Genomic DNA, 17,812 nt, shown 5'->3' with positions numbered 1-17,812 from the left:
GCCAACTCCGTTACTGACCAGGGAGGTTGGATGGAATGTCTCGGCGTAATCCTCCATCTCGGGGCAACCTCACCGACGCCTCCTGAACGCGGATCAGGCGCGGCGCACCACTCGCGCACCACTTGAGTGGTGCGCCGCGTCGGAGCCCTCGTCGCTCCGCTTCTCCGCGACGGCCTCCCGGCCGGCCCGTACGAGGCTGTCGAGCCCGGAGGCAACCTCCTTCTGCCGCGCCAGCGGAGAGTGCTGATAGATCAGCGCAGCCTTCTCCGAGGACTGGCCAGCGCGCACCATGACGTCCTTGAGCGTGCCGCCCGACTGCGTCACCAGGGTGTTGCCGGTGTGGCGCAGGTCGTAGAAGCGAAAGCCCTCGGGCAGCCCCGCCTTGGCTCGGGCCTTGCGCCACTTCCGTCCGAACGTGGACCGGCGGAAAGGGGCTCCCCGCTCTCCGACGAAGAGCAGCCCGTCGGGATCCTTGGACGCGAACCAGTCGAGGTGCCGCTTCACGTCGATGTGCAGGAAGTCGGGCAGGACGACGGTCCGCTTCCCTGCCCGGGACTTCGGGTCACCGGTAACCCTGCGGCCGGTGGCCAGCTCGGGCGAGGCGCGGGTGATCAGCAAGAGGATGGGGTCGCGTTCGGCGTCCTGCCTCCGCTGCCGCGAGTCGGGCTCCTCGGGCAGGATCACGTCGGTCCGCCGCAGCTCGGCCTGCTCCTCCGGGCGGAGGCTGGCGTACGCGGCGAAGTAGACCATCAGGCGCCAGCGTGGGCCCATGGCGTCAGCGACGTCGTCCACCTGCTCGACGGTGGCGACAGGACGCTCGTCGGCCTCCTCCCGGCCCGCGCCCTTGATCCGGCACGGGTTGCGGCGGATCAACTCGTCGTCGGTCGCCGTCTCCATGATCGCCTTCAACAGGCGGTAGGACTTGGCGACCGTCGTCGCGCCGGTGGCCTCCAGTCGTTCAGCCCGCCAGGCCCGGACGCGGGGCGGCATGATCTCGTCGAGGTCGAGGCCTCGGAAGGTGGGAAGGAGGTGGAGGCGCATCAACCGCCGGTACAGCTCGTCGGTGGTGGCGGCGAGCTTGCGCTCGTCGATCCAGCGCAGGGCGTACTCCTCGAAGTTCACCGCGCCGGTGTCCGGGTCCGTCCAGTCGCCACGGGTGAGGTCGGCCTCGATCTGGGAGAGCCAGATGTCGGCGTCGGTCTTCGTCTCGAAGGTCTCCGGTGCTCGGCGGCGCAGTCCGGTCGGATCCACGTAGCTGGCGGTCCAGCGACCGGAGGTGTACTGCCGCACCGCGCCGAACCGGCGCTTCGCGCTCTTCCGCTTCGCCATCAGGCCGCCTTCCGGTAGTTGGACCGGGTGCGGCGGGCTGCGGGCGGCTGGACGGTACGGGCCTCGATATAGGCCTCCAGCACGGTCTCGGCGATCCGGACGTGTTTGCCGAACTTGGCGTACGCGATGCGGCGTTCTTCGACAAGGCGGCGAGCGAAGCGCGGGCCGGTGCCCAGCCGCTCGGCGACCTCGGGCAGCGACAGGTAGCGCTCAGCCATGGTCCATCACCCCCTCGGCCACGTCGGCGCAGGCGAAGAGGGCAGGGCAAATCGGTATTCGGGGCAAGGAAAAGTCCTCATCCGGCAGCCGGTATGGAGCTGCAAACTCCGGGCGTGCCGTGGTTGATCGTTCAGGGATGGGCGGTCGTTACGTCGTTCAGGGGTCGTCCGGCCGTCGGTGCTCCAACACCGCAGACCGCAAACGGCGGGGTCAGGCCAGGGCCTGGCGTCTCCGCCGGTTCTGCTCGTACGACACGTTCGTCATGAAGTGCTCAGCGCATCCTTCAGGTTGTCCAGGAGCTGGATCAGCTCGGTCTTGGTGAGCCGCGCCAGGGGCTGGGAGCTGTCGGCGTCCGTCAGGCAATCGGCCCGTCTGCCCTCGGGGCGGGCTCGCATCGCGTGCGCGAGCGCGCCTTCGTCCTCACCTTCGCCGGGCGGCGGCAGGAGGGGGCTGACGCCGTCGGCCCAGTCCCAGGCAGCCTTGGCGGTGACCGTGCCCGCGCCGGTGACCTTGACCTCGCTGTCGTCGGCCACCGGCGGCAGCAGCAGTGTGGCCGGGCCTACGCCGAGCGCGATCGCGAACGCCGCCAGGTCGTCGACGTCCACCCGCCGCTCGCCGCGCTCGATCTTGCTGAGCGCGGTGCCGGGGATAGGCCGGCCCAGCTCGGTCAGCCGTGCGGCGAGCTGCCGCTGGCTGATGCCCAGCGTGCTGCGCAGCCGCTCGATATTGGCGGCGGTCTGCTTGCCGGTGGCGTCGATCTCGACGGGACGTGTAGCCATGACGGCGATGTTGATCGAGGTTCCCGGCCGCGTCAAGTCACTTCCGAAATTCATGCCACCCCGTACCGCCCCGTCCACGGGCTCACCATTCCGTGTTGCCTAATCCACCACACCACTACTCCTCCGACGTGCTGATACGTGAGGATCAATGGTCCAGGGAATCCCCGGTTGGGCGAACCGGGGATTCGGGTGTATAACGCGTCCGGCACGCCTCCAGCGAGAAGGAGAGTTGTACGGATAGCTAGAGCAACTGCTCCATGACGGAGCACCTATCGGGTACTGTTTCCCGTCCCGCCAGTGGTAGCCAGCCACGCGCGCAGACAACAAATCGGCCCCCGGTGTTGGAGCACCGGAGGCCGATACGACTCCCTGACGTTACGACCGCCCATCCCTGAACGATCAACGGTGGCGGGGTTGCAGTCCCCTTAATCCACCGGGTGAGGAAGTTCCATGCCCAACCCTACGGCCCACGGGCCGTACCCCGCACCCCTCCATGCCGAGGGGTGGTGCTGACCCATGGCCCGCATTCGCACCATCAAGCCCGAAGCCTTCATCTCCGAATCCCTCGCCTCGGTCTCCCTGTCCGCCGAACGGACCTTCTTCGGGCTGCTCACCCAGGCCGACGACCGAGGCCGGCACCGCGACCACGCCGCGATCATCGCCGGGCTGATCTGGCCCCTGCGGCCGGAGCACACGGCGATGGACGTCGAGGACGACCTGCAGCAGCTCGCCGACGCGGGGCTCATCTGCCGCTACACCGCCGACGGCAGCAAGGCGTACCTCCACTTCGTCACCTGGCGTCTCCACCAGAAGATCGACCGCCCCAGCGCCTCCCGTAATCCCGCCTGCCCGGTCCACGACGGCGAGCGAATCGCGGAGCCCTCGCCGAAGGCTCGCGGAGCGCTCGCTGAGGCGTCACCGAGCCCTCGCGGAGTCCTCACCGAGGGCTCGCGAGAGAAACGCGAGAATGCATCGAATCAAGAATCAGCAGGTCAAAAGGCATACGACGAGCATTCGACGAATACTCGCCGAGGCCTCTATGAGTCCGCACCGAGCCCTCAGGGTCCGGATCTAGGACCTAGGATCTTGGACCTAGGATCTGTTCCTTCGGGGGGCGCAAGCGCCCCCGCGCCCGAGATCGCCTCGGCCCAGCAGCTCATCCGCGAATACGTCACCGCGTGCGCCCACCGGCCGCCCGAGAAGTTCCTCGGCCACCTCGGCCGCGAGATCAACCAACTCCTCGCCGAACGCATCGACCCCGCCCACATCCGCACCGCCCTGGACCGCCTGCGCACCAAAGGGCTCAGCCCCAGCGTGCTGCCCAGCCTGGTCAACGAGGTCATGAACGCACCCGCCGCGGCCGCCGAAAAAGCGCGGCCGGGATTCTCGGCTACCGTGCACGGCCACACCCCGTGGACCAACCCCACGGACCCGGCCGCCTACGACGAGGAGCTGTGACCATGCCCGACCCACAGCCCCTCGCCACCACAGCCCTGGCCACCCGCCTGTCCGGCATCCTCACCGCCCGAGGCATCACCACCGACCCGTCGGCCCACCTCGCCCCCGTCGCACCGGCTGGTGGGCACGTCGCGGCCCTGCAGGCGGCGGAGGTGCGCATCCCGCCCCGCTATCAGGCGGCCCTCGCCGACCATCCCCAGGTCCAAGCGTGGATCCAGCAGCTCATCCGTGCCGCCCGGCCCGGGCCTGACGGGACCTCGGGTATCGCCCGGGGCGGCTCGCTCCTGCTGGCCGGGCCCACCGGCACCGGCAAGACACACCAGGCCTACGGCGCGATCCGCGCCCTGCTGACCGCCGGGGTCCGGCTGCGCTGGCACGCCACCACCGCCGCCGACCTATACGCCAACCAGCGCCCCCGCCAAGGCCACGACGCCGAACGCGACCTGCAGGCCCTGATGCGCTGCCCGCTGCTGGTCCTGGACGACATCGGCGCGGCCAAGGCATCCGAGTGGACCGAAGAGCTGACCTGCCGGCTCATCAACCACCGCTACGAGCAATTGCTGCCGACCCTGCTCACCACCAACCTGCCCATCCGGGACCTGCGCGCCGGCCTCGGCGACCGCATCACCTCCCGCCTCGCGGAGATGACCGAGCGGGTCACCCTCACCGGCACCGACCGCAGACGGCACACCACCGCCTAACCGGCCCGTCACACCCCTTAGCCGCGGTTAACCCCGGCACCACGCGGGTCCTTCGCCCGGACACCGCCGCGTCCCTGCGCCGAGCGGCGGAACCGCCCTGCCCGCGCTCGGCCGCCCCACCTGCTTTCGGAGTTCGCATGCCCTCCACCGCCCCGCCGTCCACCACACCGAGTCTGAGTGGGAGCCGATGGCGTCGGCCCCTGTGGTTCGACCGGCTCATCGTCATCGCCCTCGGCACCTCCGCGTTCGTCCTGTCCTTCAATTCCCTGCGCCAAGTCGCCGTCGCCATCCACACCGCCCCGGCCCTGAGCTTCCTGTTCCCGATCGTCATAGACGGCTTCATCGCATACGGGATCCGCGCACTCCTCCTCCTGCGCGAGGCGTCCCTGGGCGCCAGGCTCTACGTCTGGGCCCTGTTCGGCGCCGCCACCGCCGCCAGCCTGTGGGCCAACGCCCTGCACGCCGTCCGCCTCAACGCCCCCGGCATCCACGTCCTGACCCTCGGCAACCACACCGTCGCCGTCCTCTCCGCCATCGCACCCCTGGCCCTCGGCGGAGCCACCCACCTCCACATCCTCGTCACCCGCCACGCCACCCACCACAGCCGACCCGTCGAGCCCCCCACACCCACCGACATTGCGTCGGCCGGAACTCCGTCCATGATTCCGGCCGAGCCAGCAGCGATTCCGGCCGCACGCCCCGACGCGACCCAGACGGACACGCGACCGGAGTTGTCGAACGCTCTCCGCGAGCCGACTACCGAATGCGCCGAATCCATCGTGAAGAGCGAACCGCACGCGGCGGCCGAGCCCCACACGGACAGCCAGGAGCCTGTGGTCCTCGACGACAGCCCTGGTCAGCACGAGGGTGGTGATTCCGGCCACCGCGATCAGGCCGTACGGGGCGGTCGCCGGGCGGAGGCGACCATCGAACAGCTCGCCGAGATCATCGCCCAGGCCCACCCTGATTCCGGCCCGCTGACCCGCGCCATGGCCCGCCGCGCCATCGAAGCCCACGGTCTATCGGCGGGCAACGAGCGCATCGCCGAAGCCCTCCGGCAACTCCAGCCCGGTGACGCGGCCCGGCCGCACCCCCACACCGACTGAACCGGCCAACCGCACGGGGTGCCCGGAGAACCGGCCATCACTTCGCCGGGCACCCCAACCCGTCAACCACTACAACGTCCAAGGCCACCCCCATCACCAGCCAGGTCAGCAGAACCCACCCGTCTGCGCGTCCCACCGCACAAGGAACAGCCGTGAACCATCCTCAGCTCGCCCCATCTGCCCATCCCCCCACCACCCTTGGCGGAGCAAGCTACTGCGGTGGACATCCCAATGGGATGTCCACCGCGCATGCCCTCGCCCAGGGGGACGAGGGGCCGGCTGGTTCCCGCACGAGGGCGCGCGGGAACCAGCCGGACCTGCGGCGCCAGGGGGCGCCACAGGCAGGACACCCCGGCGAGCACGAACCCGAGCCCGCCTTCCCCGGCCGTCGGCCACGCCGCCGCCCCTACCAGCCCAAGCAACGCAAGGACAGCATCACCGCCCGCTACACACCGCAGGAGAAGGCCGAAGTCACCGACGCCGCGAAGGCGGCCAACGTCTTCCCCGCAGGGTTCCTCGCCGACGCCGGCCTGGCCGCCGCACGCGGCCACCTGCCCGCCTTCCGCGCCAACGACCAGCTGGACCAGGCGATCGACGAACTCACGGCCCTGCGCAGCCAGGTCTCCCGCGTCGGCAACAACATCAACCAGATCGCCCGCGTCTACAACACCGACGGCCAGCCCCGCCCCGGCGAACTCGACCAGGCCCTCGCCTACCTGGTCCGCACCCTGACCCGCATCGACGACGCCGCCCACGCCCTCGTACGCAAGCGAGCCCGATGATCCCCAACATCCGACGCGGCTCACGCACCCGAGGCCTGCTCCACTACCTCTACGACACCCGCAACCCCGACCACATCGACCCCCACCTGGTCGCCTCCTGGGACGGCTTCGCCGCCGCCCCCGGACGCGACCGAGACCTCGACCTCACCACCGGTATCGCCCAGCTCACCCGCGCCCTGGACCTGCGCGTCAACCAACTCGGCGACCGCGCCCCCAAGAAACACGTCTGGCACTGCTCGGTCCGCACCGCCCCCGAAGACCGGCACCTCACCGACGCCGAATGGGGCGACATCGCCCGCCGCGTCCTGCACGCCACCGGCATCGCGCCCGAAGGCGACCCGGACGGCTGCCGCTGGGTCGCCGTCCGTCACGCCGACGACCACATCCATATCCTGGCCACCGCCGTCCGAGGCGATCTGCGCCAACCTCGCAGCGCCTGGGACTTCAATCGCTCCCAGGCCGAATGCCGCAAGATCGAAAAGGACTACGGCCTCACCCAGCTCAACCCCGGCGACGGCACAGCCGCACATCGCGCCACCCGCGCTGAGACCGAGAAAGCCCACCGCACCGGCCGCCAGCGCACCGCGCGCGAACACCTGCGCACCACCGTCCGCACCATGGTCGCCATCGCCACCACCCCGGAAGAGTTCGTCGACCTCCTCTCCCGGACCGAGGGTGTGCTGGTCGAGGTCCAGCACTTCCCTTCCGGCGATGTACGCGGCTACAAGGTCGCCCTCGAAGACGACATCAACGCCGCAGGCCGGCCCATCTGGTTCTCCGGCTCCACCCTCGCCCCCGACCTGTCCTACCCCAAGATCCACGAACGCCTGGCCGCCACCGAACCCCAGCTCACCACCCAGCAACCCGGCAGTCGGCGCAGGCCAGATCCCTGGCACCAGGCCACAGCCGCCGCCGAACGCATCCCCACCCTCCTCGACCGAGACGACGACCAAGCCGCCCAGGCCCACCTCGCCGCCTTCGGCGAAGCCCTCGACGCCCTCCCCCTCATCGCCCCCACAGGCGTCCGACCCCAGCTCCGCCAGGCCGCCACCGCCTTCGAACGCGCCACCCGCTCCCGCATCCACGCCGAACACCACCACGCCCGCGCCCTACGCGGCGCCGTCCGCGCCATGCTCCGCGAAACCACCACCCCAGACGGCACCGGCCTCGCGATGTTCCTCGATGCAGCCGTCCTCATCGTCATCGCCGCCACCCGCTGGCACCACCTCCGACACCACGACCAACAAGTGGCCGCCACCCGCCAGACCTTGGCCCACCTGCAGACCGCCTACCAGCAGGCCGCAGCAGCACCCCTGGCCATCCTGGCTCAGCGCACACCGCCGGCCCACGCGATCGAACGCCACGCCCAGCACCTACGTGCTTACGTGCCTGCGCACGCCGAACAGGTCCTCGACGACCCCAACTGGAGGGCACTCGCCGCTGCCCTGACCAGCGCCGAAGCCGCAGGCCACGACCCCGAACGCCTCCTCCAGCAAGCCGCGGACGAGCGAGCCCTGGACGACGCCCGCTCGCCCGCACAAGTCCTCACCTGGCGCATCCACCGACTCGCCCAGCGGCCCGCCCCCAGTGCCCGGGCCCTCGCCGCGCAGGCCCGCACAACGGTGATGACGCGGACGTCAGGGCCTGTCCACGCCGAACCGGTCCCGTCGCCCCGCCCTGATCCGGCGGCAGGTCCCGGCCGACGCCGCTGAACCCAGCGCTGATGGCCTCGTCCGTACTTCGCGGCGGGGCCTCAGCTCTGTGGGGTGTCCCAGTAGTCCGCGAGCATCTCGCTTGGCCAAGCAGGCTCGCGGATCTCGCCGCGTGGGCCCATCTCCCGGAAGTACGGGGCGAGGTCGTAGACCGGGCTTCCGTCGATGGCGTCAAGGTCGGTGACGTGGAGGTCCAGGCCGTCGACCTTGAGCAGTCGGGGGAAGGACTGGGCGAGCTGGTTGGGCCGGCGGTGGTTGCGGTGGACGAAGGTGCCGGTGGTTGGCCATTGGGGGTTGTTGCGGGGGCTGCGGGCGTGCAGGGCGACGTCGTCGGGGGAGGCCTTGTGGAAGTGCCAGACGACGAGGAGGTGGGAGAACTCCTCCAGGCCCTGGACGACCTCGGCGGGGAAGTCGGGGTTCAGGCGGATGATGGCCGTGCCGGTCCAGTGGTCGTCGGTGGGCTCGGTGCGTCCACCGATCACGGTGGCGATGGGCTTGATCTCCAGCGACTTCGACATTGCGATCTGCGCTCCCCTTCGACCTGCGTGGCGACGGGGGTCAATCTACTCGGGCGAGATACGCGGCGGCCCGAGTGTCCAGGGCAGTGACGGCTAGGATGCCGCGATGCCGGTACGGGGAGACCAGCCGGCGCATGTCGACGACCGCCTGCCGGGCCCGGCCTGAGTAGATGCCCTCTTCCGTGGCGTCCAGTACGCCACTCCAGGTGGCGCACGCTTCCTCCACGCTGCCGCCGGCGATCTGTGTCGCGCCGAGGTAGCCGAGTGTCACCGCGTGCGTGCGGCGGAAGTCGGCTCGGCGGGTGCGGACGCTGTGCCGGAACTGGCGGATGGCGCCTTGGCGGTCTCCGCAGTCCCGCAGGGTGCAGGCGGTCTCGTGCGCGAGGGACGCCTCGGCGAAGAAGAACGTACGGTTCGGCTCGACGATGCCCTCGCTGGCCGAGGCGAGGTCGTCCTCAGCTCTGATCAGTGCCTTCGCCGCCGCCTGCTTCCGCCCGTTCGCCGCCAGGCCGCGGGCGTGTACGACGCCGAGCAGGGCGCGTTCGCGGGGCGTGGCCGTCGCGTAGCGCTGGCCCGCTATGGATGCCGTCGACAAGTCGAGGGCCTGCTCGTAAAACCCGAGGTCGATGGCCTGGTGGGCCATGGCGCGCAGGACGTGGCCGGTCAGGGGCGGGTTGCCGGCGCGGGCGGCCAGTTTCACGGCCAAGACGAAGTAGCGCTGCGCGATGGCGTGTTCTGCGTTGTCGAACGCCATCCAGCCCGAGAGGTAGGCCAGCTCGCCGGCTGCGGAGAACATGTCGCGCCGCACCTGCTCGTTGGGGAACGTCCCACGCAAGAAGGCCGCGACATCCGATTGCAGGTACTGGACCAGGGCTTTGCGGCCGTGGCCGCCGCCACGCTGCTGATCCATCCGGGAGAAGGCCACGGTGAGCTCCTGGACGGTGGCCACATCACCGCGCCCGACGTGCTGCCGGTGACGCGATGCTGATGGCTGCGGCGTCTCGGCCATTGCGGTCCACCACTCCTCGCCGGGCAGCGCGAGCGAGGCCACCGAGTACACCGCGCCGGCCAGCAGGCTCCTGCGGTCCGCGTCCAAGTCCGTTCTCCCCAGGTCGGTCAGCGCGATCAGTGGATCCACGCGCCATTCCAGCGCCCACTGCGCTGCTGCTTCGGGAACTGCGAACCCGAGATCGTCCGGTGTCACACCGCGCTTCAGACGACGGGACAGTGCCTGGCTCAAGATTAGGGGCGCTGCTCCCGAGGGCTTCGTCCCGCCCACCCACATGCTGATGTGGGAGCGGCCGATGCTCGCGAACTCCAGCAGCTTGCTTTCCTGCGCGACCCGGTTGAACGCACTTGCGGCCTGGGCCCGTGACCAGCCAGCTTCCTCCAGGAGCGCGGCGAGCCGCTCATTTCGCTCACGCGCCATGCGGCACCCCCGAAACGCCGAACGATCTTTGACCACTTTTGCCGAGCTGTCCTGGCGGTATGCCCCGTTGCCGCGCCGTGCAGGCCAACGTAGCCGCCGACGCCGACGCCCTTCAGGGGAACAGCCGGAAACCACCCTGCTCAGCGGCCGTAATCACCAATGATCTTTGACCACTTTGACCACTCCGAAGCCCTCGACCCCATACCCAGCATGCCCCGATCGCGGTTCGCTCTACGTATCCACCAGCACGCCGATGCACCGGAGTTGACCTGACGTCATGACTGCCACGCCTCCCAGCCCTGGCCTGCGGCCGATGTGCCTGCACATCGCTGCGGACCCCGCCCTCGTCGCCCGCGTACGCCGCGCGCTGCGAGGCGCGTTAAGGGACTGGGGTGTGGCGGAGCTGGCCGAGGACATGGAGTTGATCGTCAGTGAACTCGTCGGCAACGCAATCCGGCACGGATCGGGGATCGGCGTAGGCGTACTGCTGGTCGCACAGGACGGTCTCGCCCTGCTGGAGGTCACCGACGGCACCAGGGAGGAGCCGACCCACCGCGAGCCCGAAGACGAGGACGAAGACGGCCGGGGGCTGCTGATCGTCCGCGCGCTCGCCGAGGACTGCGGGTGGCGGACCAATGGCCAGGGCGGCACAACCGTCTGGGCCACTCTGCCCCTCCCCCTCAGGAGGGCCGCATGAAATCTGACGCCACCCCGGTGAGCGCGCTCACCTGCTGTCGCGACAGTCGCCGCATAGACCGCTGTCCCCGGCCGCCCGGGCCCCCTACCTCGGGTTGCCGGGGACAGTGCACCACGCCGCCTCTCTGGGGGCGGTGGGCCTGGGCCCTGACAGCGGGCAGGCCGGCACTACCCCGTCGCGCACCCAAGGGAGCGACAACCCGTGGCCGTGCGCGGCGGGCCTCGTTCTGATCTGACGCCACCGTTGGGCGCGCACCGCTGAGAAGGAGAAAGTCCGTGAATATCGTCCCTGACATGACGACTGACAGCTCGAAGTCCCCCATGTCCGAACAGCAGTTGCGCGACGCGATGGTCGAGGAACTGATCGAACTGGGTGCCGCCCGGAGCCCGCACGTCGTAGCTGCGTTCCGCCGGATTCCCCGGCACCTGGCCAGTCCCGGCGAGGATATGGGCAAGGCGTACCAGGCGGAATACGCCGCGATCACCAAGAAGGACGCTGACGGGGTGGCCATCAGCTCGGTGTCTGCCGGCCGCATCCAGGCCATGCAGATCGAGCAGGCGGACGTCCAGCCAGGAACGCGGGTGCTGGAGATCGGCTCCGGCGGTGTCAACGCCGCCTACCTCGCTGAGATCGTCGGCCCGCAGGGCCTGGTCGTCACTGTGGACATCGACCGCGACGTCACCGCGTGCGCCGAACGGTTCCTGGCGGAAACCGGATATGACCGGCGGGTGCTGGTCGTCACCGCCGACGGCGAGTACGGCATGACCGAGCACGCCCCGTATGACCGCATCGTGGTTACTGTGCAGGCTGCCGACATCCCACCGGCCTGGGTCGAGCAGCTCGTCGAAGGCGGTCGGCTCGTCGTGCCGCTGCGGATGCGCGGTATGACCCGCACCGTCTCGCTCGTCAGGCACGGCGAACGCCTCGTGAGTGACAGCGTCGAGCTGTGCGGCTTCGTGCCGATGCAGGGCGCCGGGGAGAACCGCGTCCGCCTTGTCCTGCTCCACGACATCAAGGGCGAGGAGGTCGGCCTGCGCCTGGACGGGCACCCGGATCCGGACGTCGACGGGCTGCGGGCCGCCCTGCGCAGCCCCCGCGTCGAAGCCTGGTCAAGGGTGACGCTCGCCGGCAACGAGTCGAACGAGCACCTGGATCTATGGCTTGCGACCGCGCTGGACAACCTGCCGCTGATGGCTGGGACACCTGCCGCCCGCGAGCGCGGCCTGATCGCATCCGTGTCGCCGCTCGGCGTGCCCACGCTCGTCGACGGGGACAGCTTCGCCTACCGCACGGTACGCCGCACCGACGACCCGGAGCGGTTCGAGCTCGGTGCCATCGGCCACGGTCCGCAGGGCCAGAAAGTCGCCGAACGGCTGGTCGAGGAGATCCAGGTCTGGGACCGCGAACACCGCGGCGACCGGGCCCAGGTCGAGATCCACCCGGCGGGCACGCCGGACGAGCAGCTTCCCGCGGGCCGCATTGTCGACCGGCCGCACACGCGGGTCCTGATCACCTGGCCGTAGCGCCGAGAGCGCTGTGGACCGGGCAGTAAGGCACATCCCACCACCTGCACAGGAGGACATCGAGATGGCACCGCAGGGCAGCATCACGCTCAAGGCCGCCACGGACTTCGCGGCCGGCTCCGACTCGGACTTCGACCTCAACATCGAGATCATCGCGTCCGCCCCGGTCGTGGCCGGGCTGCTGAACGACACCGGCGACGGCTGCGGCTCGACCTGCCAGTCCGCCTGCTCCAACAGCACCTGCATCGGCGGCTGACCCACCTGTGGGGCCGGGCCGGATTCCTCCGCCCGGCCCCACCCCACCGAAACCGAGGCGACGAAGGAGGCACTGCGATGTACCACGCCGTTGACGCGGCTCTGATCAGAGCCGCCGCACGGCCGCTGACGGCCCAACTGCCTCCCTGTCCGGACCTGGACGGCAACACCTCTGACGACGTGGAACGCTGGCAAGCGTGGATCGGCAAGGTCTGGGCAGACGACGCCACAGCGGCGGCGATCGAGATCGCCAGCCCCCTGCTGGTCGAGGCCGTGCAGGGCGTGCTGGACGGACATGCACAGCGACCCCGGACAGTCCGGCACACCGTCATCTCCCTGGTGCGCTACCTGCTGCGGATGCAGCACCGCGCCACGCCGTTCGGCCTGTTCGCCGGCCCCGCGCCCGTACGCCTCGGACCCCAGGCCCAAGCCCACTGGGGCACCAGGCATCGGGCTTTCACCCGAGCGGACGCCGAGTGGCTCGCCGGGATCGTCACCACCCTGGAGCAGAATCCCGATCTGCTGCGGCGCCTGCCCGTGATCGCCGACTCCACCTGCTTCGTCCGAGGCGGCACAGTCGTCGTACCGCATCAGCCGGGCAAGGACGGTCCTGCCGAGGTCACCCTGCGGCGCACCCGCGCAGTCGAGACGGTCCTTGAGATCGCTCGCTCCGCGATCACGGTCGAGGACATCGTGTCCAAACTGCGCATCGACTACCCCGACGCCCCTGCCGCCGTGATCGAGGCCATGGTGCACGGCCTCGTCGCACACCGGATCCTGATCACCAGCCTGCGTGCGCCCATGACCACCGACGATGCTCTGGGGCACGTCGTGGCCCAGCTCGACGCCGCCGACGCCCAGACCGTCCCCTCAGTGGCAGCTACCCTCGCGCAGCTCCGGCAGATCCAGCAGCTTCTTCTCCGGCACGGCTCTGCCCCCGTCGCTGAGCAGCGGACCTTCCGCGCGGAGGCCACCCGGCGGATGACGGCCATGACCGGCGTGGCCGGGCGCACTCTGGTGGTGAATCTGCGGCCCGACTGCGATGTCGTCCTGCCCGCCGCCGTCGCCGAGGAAGCAGAACGGGCTCTGGAGGTCATGGCCCGGATCACGCCGTACCCGGCCGGGCCTCCGGCCTGGCAGGACTACCGCGCCCGCTTCCTGGAGCGCTACAGCATGGGCGCCCTGGTGCCGCTCGGCGATCTCACCGATTCCGACATCGGTCTTGGCTTCCCGGCCGGCTACCGCGGCTCCGTCCTCAAACGTCCCGTCCAGGCCACCAGTCGCCGGGACGAACACCTCCTCGCCCTCGCCCAGGACGCTGCCGCGAACCACGTCCGAGAGATCGTCCTGACGGAAGAGGACCTTGCCGACCTCAATGCCGGTGACGTCACCCGGGGCCCCGCCCACGTCGAACTGTGCTTCACCGTGTTCGCCACCTCCCTGGACGCCCTGCAACAAAGCCAATTCGCACTGAGCATCGCGGGCCTTTCCCAGTCAGCCGGCACCACGACCGGCCGGTTCCTGGAGATGCTGGAGCAGCCCGACCGCGACCGCATGACGGCCGCATACGCCGCCCTGCCCACCCTCACCGACAACGCGGAGCGCGCGCAGGTCTCCGCCCCGCCGCTCCGCCTGCGCACCCAGAACGTCAGCCGTGCCCCCGCCGTCGTGCCGCACCTGCTCGCGCTGGGCGAGCACCACCCTGCCGCCACCCTCGACCTGGACGACCTCGCCGTGACCGCGGACTCCCAGCGCCTCTACCTGGCCTCACTGTCCACGGGCAAGCTGATCGAGCCGTCGGTGATGAACGCCGTCGAACTCACCAACGCCACCAACCCCCTGGTCCGCTTTGTCACCGAGGTGCACCGCTCGCACACCGCCGTGCTGGCCCCCTTCGTCTGGGGCGCCGCCGCCCGGCTGCCGTTCCTGCCCGAAGTCCGCGTCGGCCGCACGATCCTCTCGCCCGCCTGCTGGCGACTCCGGCCGCGCGACATCGGCCACGAGGACGGGCCTGGCTGGCTGCGGGACTTCACCAACTGGCGCTGCCGCTACGGCGTATCCTCCGCCGTCTTCATCGGCTCCGACGACCAGCGCCTCCGGCTCGGCCTCGACAACCCCACCCATCTGCAACTGCTCCGCATGGAGCTGAAGCGCACCGGCACGGTAACCCTGCACCACGCGCCCGAGGAAGACGCGTATGGCTGGCTGGGACGCACGCACGAAATCACCATGCCGTTCGTCTCCACCTTGCCGCCAGTGGCCCACGGCAACTGGCCATCGGCGGTCATACGCCGCGACCACCGGCGCCTGCCCGGCACATCCCCGTGGGCGTACCTCAAGGTCTACTGCCACCCCCAGCGCGTCCCCGAAATCCTGACCGCGCGTCTGCCCGCCCTGTTCCAGGAATGGGAAGGCAGCACACCCCAGTGGTGGTTCACGCGGTACCGCGACACCGAAACCCATCTCCGCCTACGTCTCCGGCTGCCAGGGCCGCACGCCTTCGGCGGCACCGCGCAGCAAGTCGGGGCGTGGGCGGCGGGACTCCGCAACGCCGGACTGGTCAGCCACATCCAGTGGGACACCGACGAGCCCGAGACCGGCCGCTACGGTACCGGCCACCTGCTGGAAGCCGCGGAACAGTACTTCGCCGCCGACTCCACCGCCGCCACCGCCCAGATGACACTCGGCCCTCCGACCCACTTGTGTCCGGCCGTGATCGCGGCCAGTTACGTGGACATCGCCGCCGCCTTCACCGGCAGCCCAGCAACCGGACGCCGCTGGCTGGTCGAGCACCTACTCAAGGCCGAGGGCACGGCACCGCCACGCGACGTCCAAGCGCAGGCCGTACGTCTGTCCTCCCTGGACAGCGGCCTCTCCGCCCTGCGCTCCCTGCCCGGAGGCGAGCAGGTCGCCGCCGCCTGGGCCCACCGCCGCGACACCCTGCACACCTACCGGACCGCACTCACCGACCACGGCGCAGACCCAGCCACGGTCCTGCCGTCCTTGCTGCACATGCACCACAACCGGGCCGCCGGCATCGACCCCGACGGCGAAGCCATCTGCCGCCGCCTGGCCCGTGCCGCCGCCCTGTCCTGGACCGCACGCGCCGAAGGAGCACCGCGGTGACGGCCGCCCCGCCGCTCCTCGATACGGATGCCGCCATGCGGCAGTCCCTGGCCCACGGTCCCCTCGGGACCGCCCTGCTCCACATCGAACGCGCCCACCGATGCACCGGATCGTGGCAGGCGGTCCACCGCCAACTCGCCGCCATCGGCCCCTTGATCGATACAGGCGAGGCGAGCCTGTTCCTCGGCGCACCCGCGATGGCGTACGTCCTGCACCTGGCCGCCGCCGACACCGGCCGGTACGCAGGCGCCCTGCACGCCCTCGACCGCATCGTGGCCGCACACACCCGCCGCCGTCTGGACGCCGCCCACGCCCGCATCGAAAGCGGCGAGCCGACCACCTTCGCCGAGTACGACCTGCTGCGCGGCCTGACCGGCCTCGGCGCACTCCTCCTACGCCGCACCCCGGAAAGCGCAGAGCTGAAAAGGGTCCTGAACTACCTGGTGCGGTTGACCGAGCCGCTGCCCCAGCCCAACGGACAGACGCTCCCAGGATGGTGGGTGCGGCACAGCCCGGTGAACCTCGACGCACCCACCCCCGGCGGCCACGCCAACGCCGGCCTGGCCCACGGCATCACCGGTCCCCTGGCCCTGCTCGCGCTCGCCAAACTGCGCGGCATCACCGTGCCCGGCCACCAGGAGGCGATGCTACGGATCTGCCGCTGGCTGGACCGGATACGCCACAGCGACCACCGCGGAACCCGCTGGCCGCCCTGGGTCACCAAGACCACCTCGATCCCCACGCACCCGGAGGCGCCGTCCTGGTGCTATGGCACCCCCGGCCTCGCCCGTGCCCAGCAGCTCGCTGCACTGGCCCTCGGAGACGCCCACCGTAAGCGCATGGCCGAACGGGCACTCCTGTACTGCCTGGCCGACCCCCTCCAACTCGACCAGCTCACCGACCGCGGCCTGTGCCACGGCGTCGGCGGCCTGCTCCGCGTCGTCCAACGCATCGCCGAAGACGCCGACAAACCCGACACCTTCACCAACCACCTCACGCAACTCCGCGAACGCTTCCTCACCGCAGGGCCCCCGACAGAGACCGGATTCCTCGAAGGCACGGCCGGAGCGGTCCTCGCCTTCCAGGACGCCGAAGCGGGCACGGCGCCTGCCAACGACTGGGACGCCTGCCTGCTCCTCGTCTGACCACGCCCGGAGAAGAGACCTGATGGACCTGGACAGCAGCGCCACCGAGCAGGCCATCCTGGCCGTCCTCACCGGCACGCCGATCACGGAGGCCGCTCGCCGGGTGCACACCTCTCCCGTACGCCTTGCGGAAGCCGTCGAGCTGTACCGCGACGCGGGACGCGCCACACTCCACGCACGGCCCGACCCCTCCGGCTGGCAGCAGGCAAACATCGAATTCGCCGACTACCCGAACGCCGAACGCGTCTTCCTCACCTACCTCCTGCAGCCCCTGCGACAGGCAGAGGACAGCGGGAGCGTCGAGTCCTGGTGGTTCGTCCGTAAGTACCCCTGCTGGCGCCTCCGCCTCACTCCCGGTCCGCGAACGATGGCCGAAGGCATGCCAAAGCCGATGGCCGAGGCCCTCGACGGCGCGATCTCACGGGGCGTCGTCAAGACCTGGTTGCCATCACCGTACGAGCCCGAGACGACGGCGTTCGGCGGCCCGGACGGCATGGGCATCGCCCACGAGCTGTTCCACGCGGACAGCGTCGGCGCGCTCGATTACTTGCAGCGCACGGGCACAAACCGCAGCGGACTCCTCGATCCCAAAGCGACCTCGCTCCTCGTCATCAGCCTCTTCCTACGCGCCGCCGGCCAGGAATGGAGCGAACAAGGCGACGTGTGGGCACGCGTCGCAGCAGCAAGGCCCCTACCGGAAGACGTTCCGACAGAACGCGTGACCGCCATGACCGGCTCGCTCCGCACGCTCCTGACGATCGACACCGCGGCCGCCTCCCTCGCGGCCAGCACGCCTCTGGCGCCCCTTGCCGCATGGACTGACACGATGAAGCAGGGTGGCCAGGCCCTCGGCCAAGCAGGACGCGAAGGGCGACTTGGCATAGGAACACGCAGCATCCTGGCCCGACATGTCATCTTCCACTGGAATCGCATGGGCTTCACCACACGCCAGCAAGCCATCTGGGCACGAGCAGCGCGGGAGACAATCCTCGGAGAGTAGCCATGCAGACGTGGGCCCACAGCGCGGACCGTC

The 17,812-nt window shown here is 70.1% G+C and carries 16 protein-coding genes; 11 read left to right on the top strand and 5 right to left on the bottom strand.

The window, feature by feature from the left end; genetic code table 11:
- Positions 1-93: 93 nt before the first annotated feature.
- From RWE79_RS21070 to RWE79_RS21060, 3 genes are all read right to left on the bottom strand, one after another.
- Positions 94-1,329 carry a tyrosine-type recombinase/integrase gene (locus tag RWE79_RS21070; protein ID WP_475941620.1) on the bottom strand — a complete coding sequence of 412 codons (1,236 nt, stop codon included), beginning with the start codon at positions 1,327-1,329 and terminating at the stop codon, positions 94-96.
- A complete protein-coding gene (locus RWE79_RS21065; protein WP_475941619.1) occupies positions 1,329-1,547 on the bottom strand; it encodes a helix-turn-helix domain-containing protein in 219 nt (72 codons plus the stop codon). The genes RWE79_RS21070 and RWE79_RS21065 overlap by 1 nt, the downstream gene beginning before the upstream one ends.
- A gap of 261 nt (positions 1,548-1,808) precedes the next feature.
- Entirely contained in the window at positions 1,809-2,327 is a 519-nt protein-coding gene (locus tag RWE79_RS21060) for a helix-turn-helix domain-containing protein (RefSeq protein WP_475941618.1), read from the bottom strand.
- A 516-nt stretch (positions 2,328-2,843) separates the two neighbouring features.
- Here RWE79_RS21060 and RWE79_RS21055 point away from each other — a divergent pair.
- The 5 genes from RWE79_RS21055 (at position 2,844) to RWE79_RS21035 (ending at position 8,086) form a co-directional block, all read left to right on the top strand.
- Positions 2,844-3,785: a hypothetical protein gene (locus RWE79_RS21055; protein WP_475941617.1), complete on the top strand. Its 942-nt coding sequence runs from the start codon at positions 2,844-2,846 to the stop codon at positions 3,783-3,785.
- Positions 3,786-3,787: 2 nt separating this feature from the next.
- Positions 3,788-4,486 carry an ATP-binding protein gene (locus RWE79_RS21050; RefSeq protein WP_475941616.1) on the top strand — a complete coding sequence of 233 codons (699 nt, stop codon included), beginning with the start codon at positions 3,788-3,790 and terminating at the stop codon, positions 4,484-4,486.
- 137 nt (positions 4,487-4,623) lie between these two features.
- Entirely contained in the window at positions 4,624-5,592 is a 969-nt protein-coding gene (locus RWE79_RS21045; protein ID WP_475941615.1) for a DUF2637 domain-containing protein, read from the top strand.
- Between the two features lie 236 nt (positions 5,593-5,828).
- Positions 5,829-6,374 (top strand): plasmid mobilization relaxosome protein MobC, encoded by a 546-nt coding sequence (mobC, locus tag RWE79_RS21040; protein WP_475941614.1) that lies wholly within the window; start codon positions 5,829-5,831, stop codon positions 6,372-6,374.
- Complete coding sequence (locus RWE79_RS21035) at positions 6,371-8,086, top strand: relaxase/mobilization nuclease domain-containing protein (RefSeq protein WP_475941613.1); 1,716 nt, start codon at positions 6,371-6,373, stop codon at positions 8,084-8,086. Before mobC ends, RWE79_RS21035 begins: the two co-directional genes overlap by 4 nt.
- Positions 8,087-8,127: 41 nt before the next feature.
- On the opposite strand, the gene RWE79_RS21030 is transcribed toward RWE79_RS21035, so the two are convergent.
- Complete coding sequence (locus tag RWE79_RS21030; protein ID WP_475941612.1) at positions 8,128-8,604, bottom strand: SAM-dependent methyltransferase; 477 nt, start codon at positions 8,602-8,604, stop codon at positions 8,128-8,130.
- Positions 8,605-8,644: 40 nt separating this feature from the next.
- Positions 8,645-10,069, bottom strand: a complete 1,425-nt coding sequence (locus RWE79_RS21025) for a Tat pathway signal protein (RefSeq protein ID WP_475941611.1) — start codon at positions 10,067-10,069, stop codon at positions 8,645-8,647.
- A gap of 241 nt (positions 10,070-10,310) precedes the next feature.
- On the opposite strand from RWE79_RS21025, the gene RWE79_RS21020 reads away from it, so the two are divergent.
- The 6 genes from RWE79_RS21020 (at position 10,311) to RWE79_RS20995 (ending at position 17,779) form a co-directional block, all read left to right on the top strand.
- On the top strand, positions 10,311-10,730 hold the full coding sequence (locus RWE79_RS21020; protein WP_475941610.1) for an ATP-binding protein: 420 nt from the start codon (positions 10,311-10,313) through the stop codon (positions 10,728-10,730).
- Between the two features lie 293 nt (positions 10,731-11,023).
- Positions 11,024-12,253 carry a methyltransferase, FxLD system gene (gene fxlM, locus RWE79_RS21015; protein WP_475941609.1) on the top strand — a complete coding sequence of 410 codons (1,230 nt, stop codon included), beginning with the start codon at positions 11,024-11,026 and terminating at the stop codon, positions 12,251-12,253.
- Positions 12,254-12,317: 64 nt separating this feature from the next.
- Entirely contained in the window at positions 12,318-12,509 is a 192-nt protein-coding gene (locus RWE79_RS21010; RefSeq protein WP_384627860.1) for an FxLD family lanthipeptide, read from the top strand.
- A gap of 77 nt (positions 12,510-12,586) precedes the next feature.
- The gene (locus RWE79_RS21005) at positions 12,587-15,634 is read left to right on the top strand and encodes a lantibiotic dehydratase (protein ID WP_475941608.1); all 3,048 of its coding nucleotides are present in this window, start codon (positions 12,587-12,589) and stop codon (positions 15,632-15,634) included.
- On the top strand, positions 15,631-16,779 hold the full coding sequence (locus tag RWE79_RS21000) for a lanthionine synthetase C family protein (RefSeq protein ID WP_475941607.1): 1,149 nt from the start codon (positions 15,631-15,633) through the stop codon (positions 16,777-16,779). Before RWE79_RS21005 ends, RWE79_RS21000 begins: the two co-directional genes overlap by 4 nt.
- A gap of 22 nt (positions 16,780-16,801) precedes the next feature.
- A complete protein-coding gene (locus tag RWE79_RS20995; RefSeq protein WP_475941606.1) occupies positions 16,802-17,779 on the top strand; it encodes a thiopeptide-type bacteriocin biosynthesis protein in 978 nt (325 codons plus the stop codon).
- Positions 17,780-17,812: the final 33 nt, after the last annotated feature.

The organism is Streptomyces sp. RLA131, from assembly GCF_056270125.1.
The sequence above is the reverse complement of the archived record's forward strand: the minus strand, read 5'-3'. Positions and strand labels throughout refer to the sequence as shown.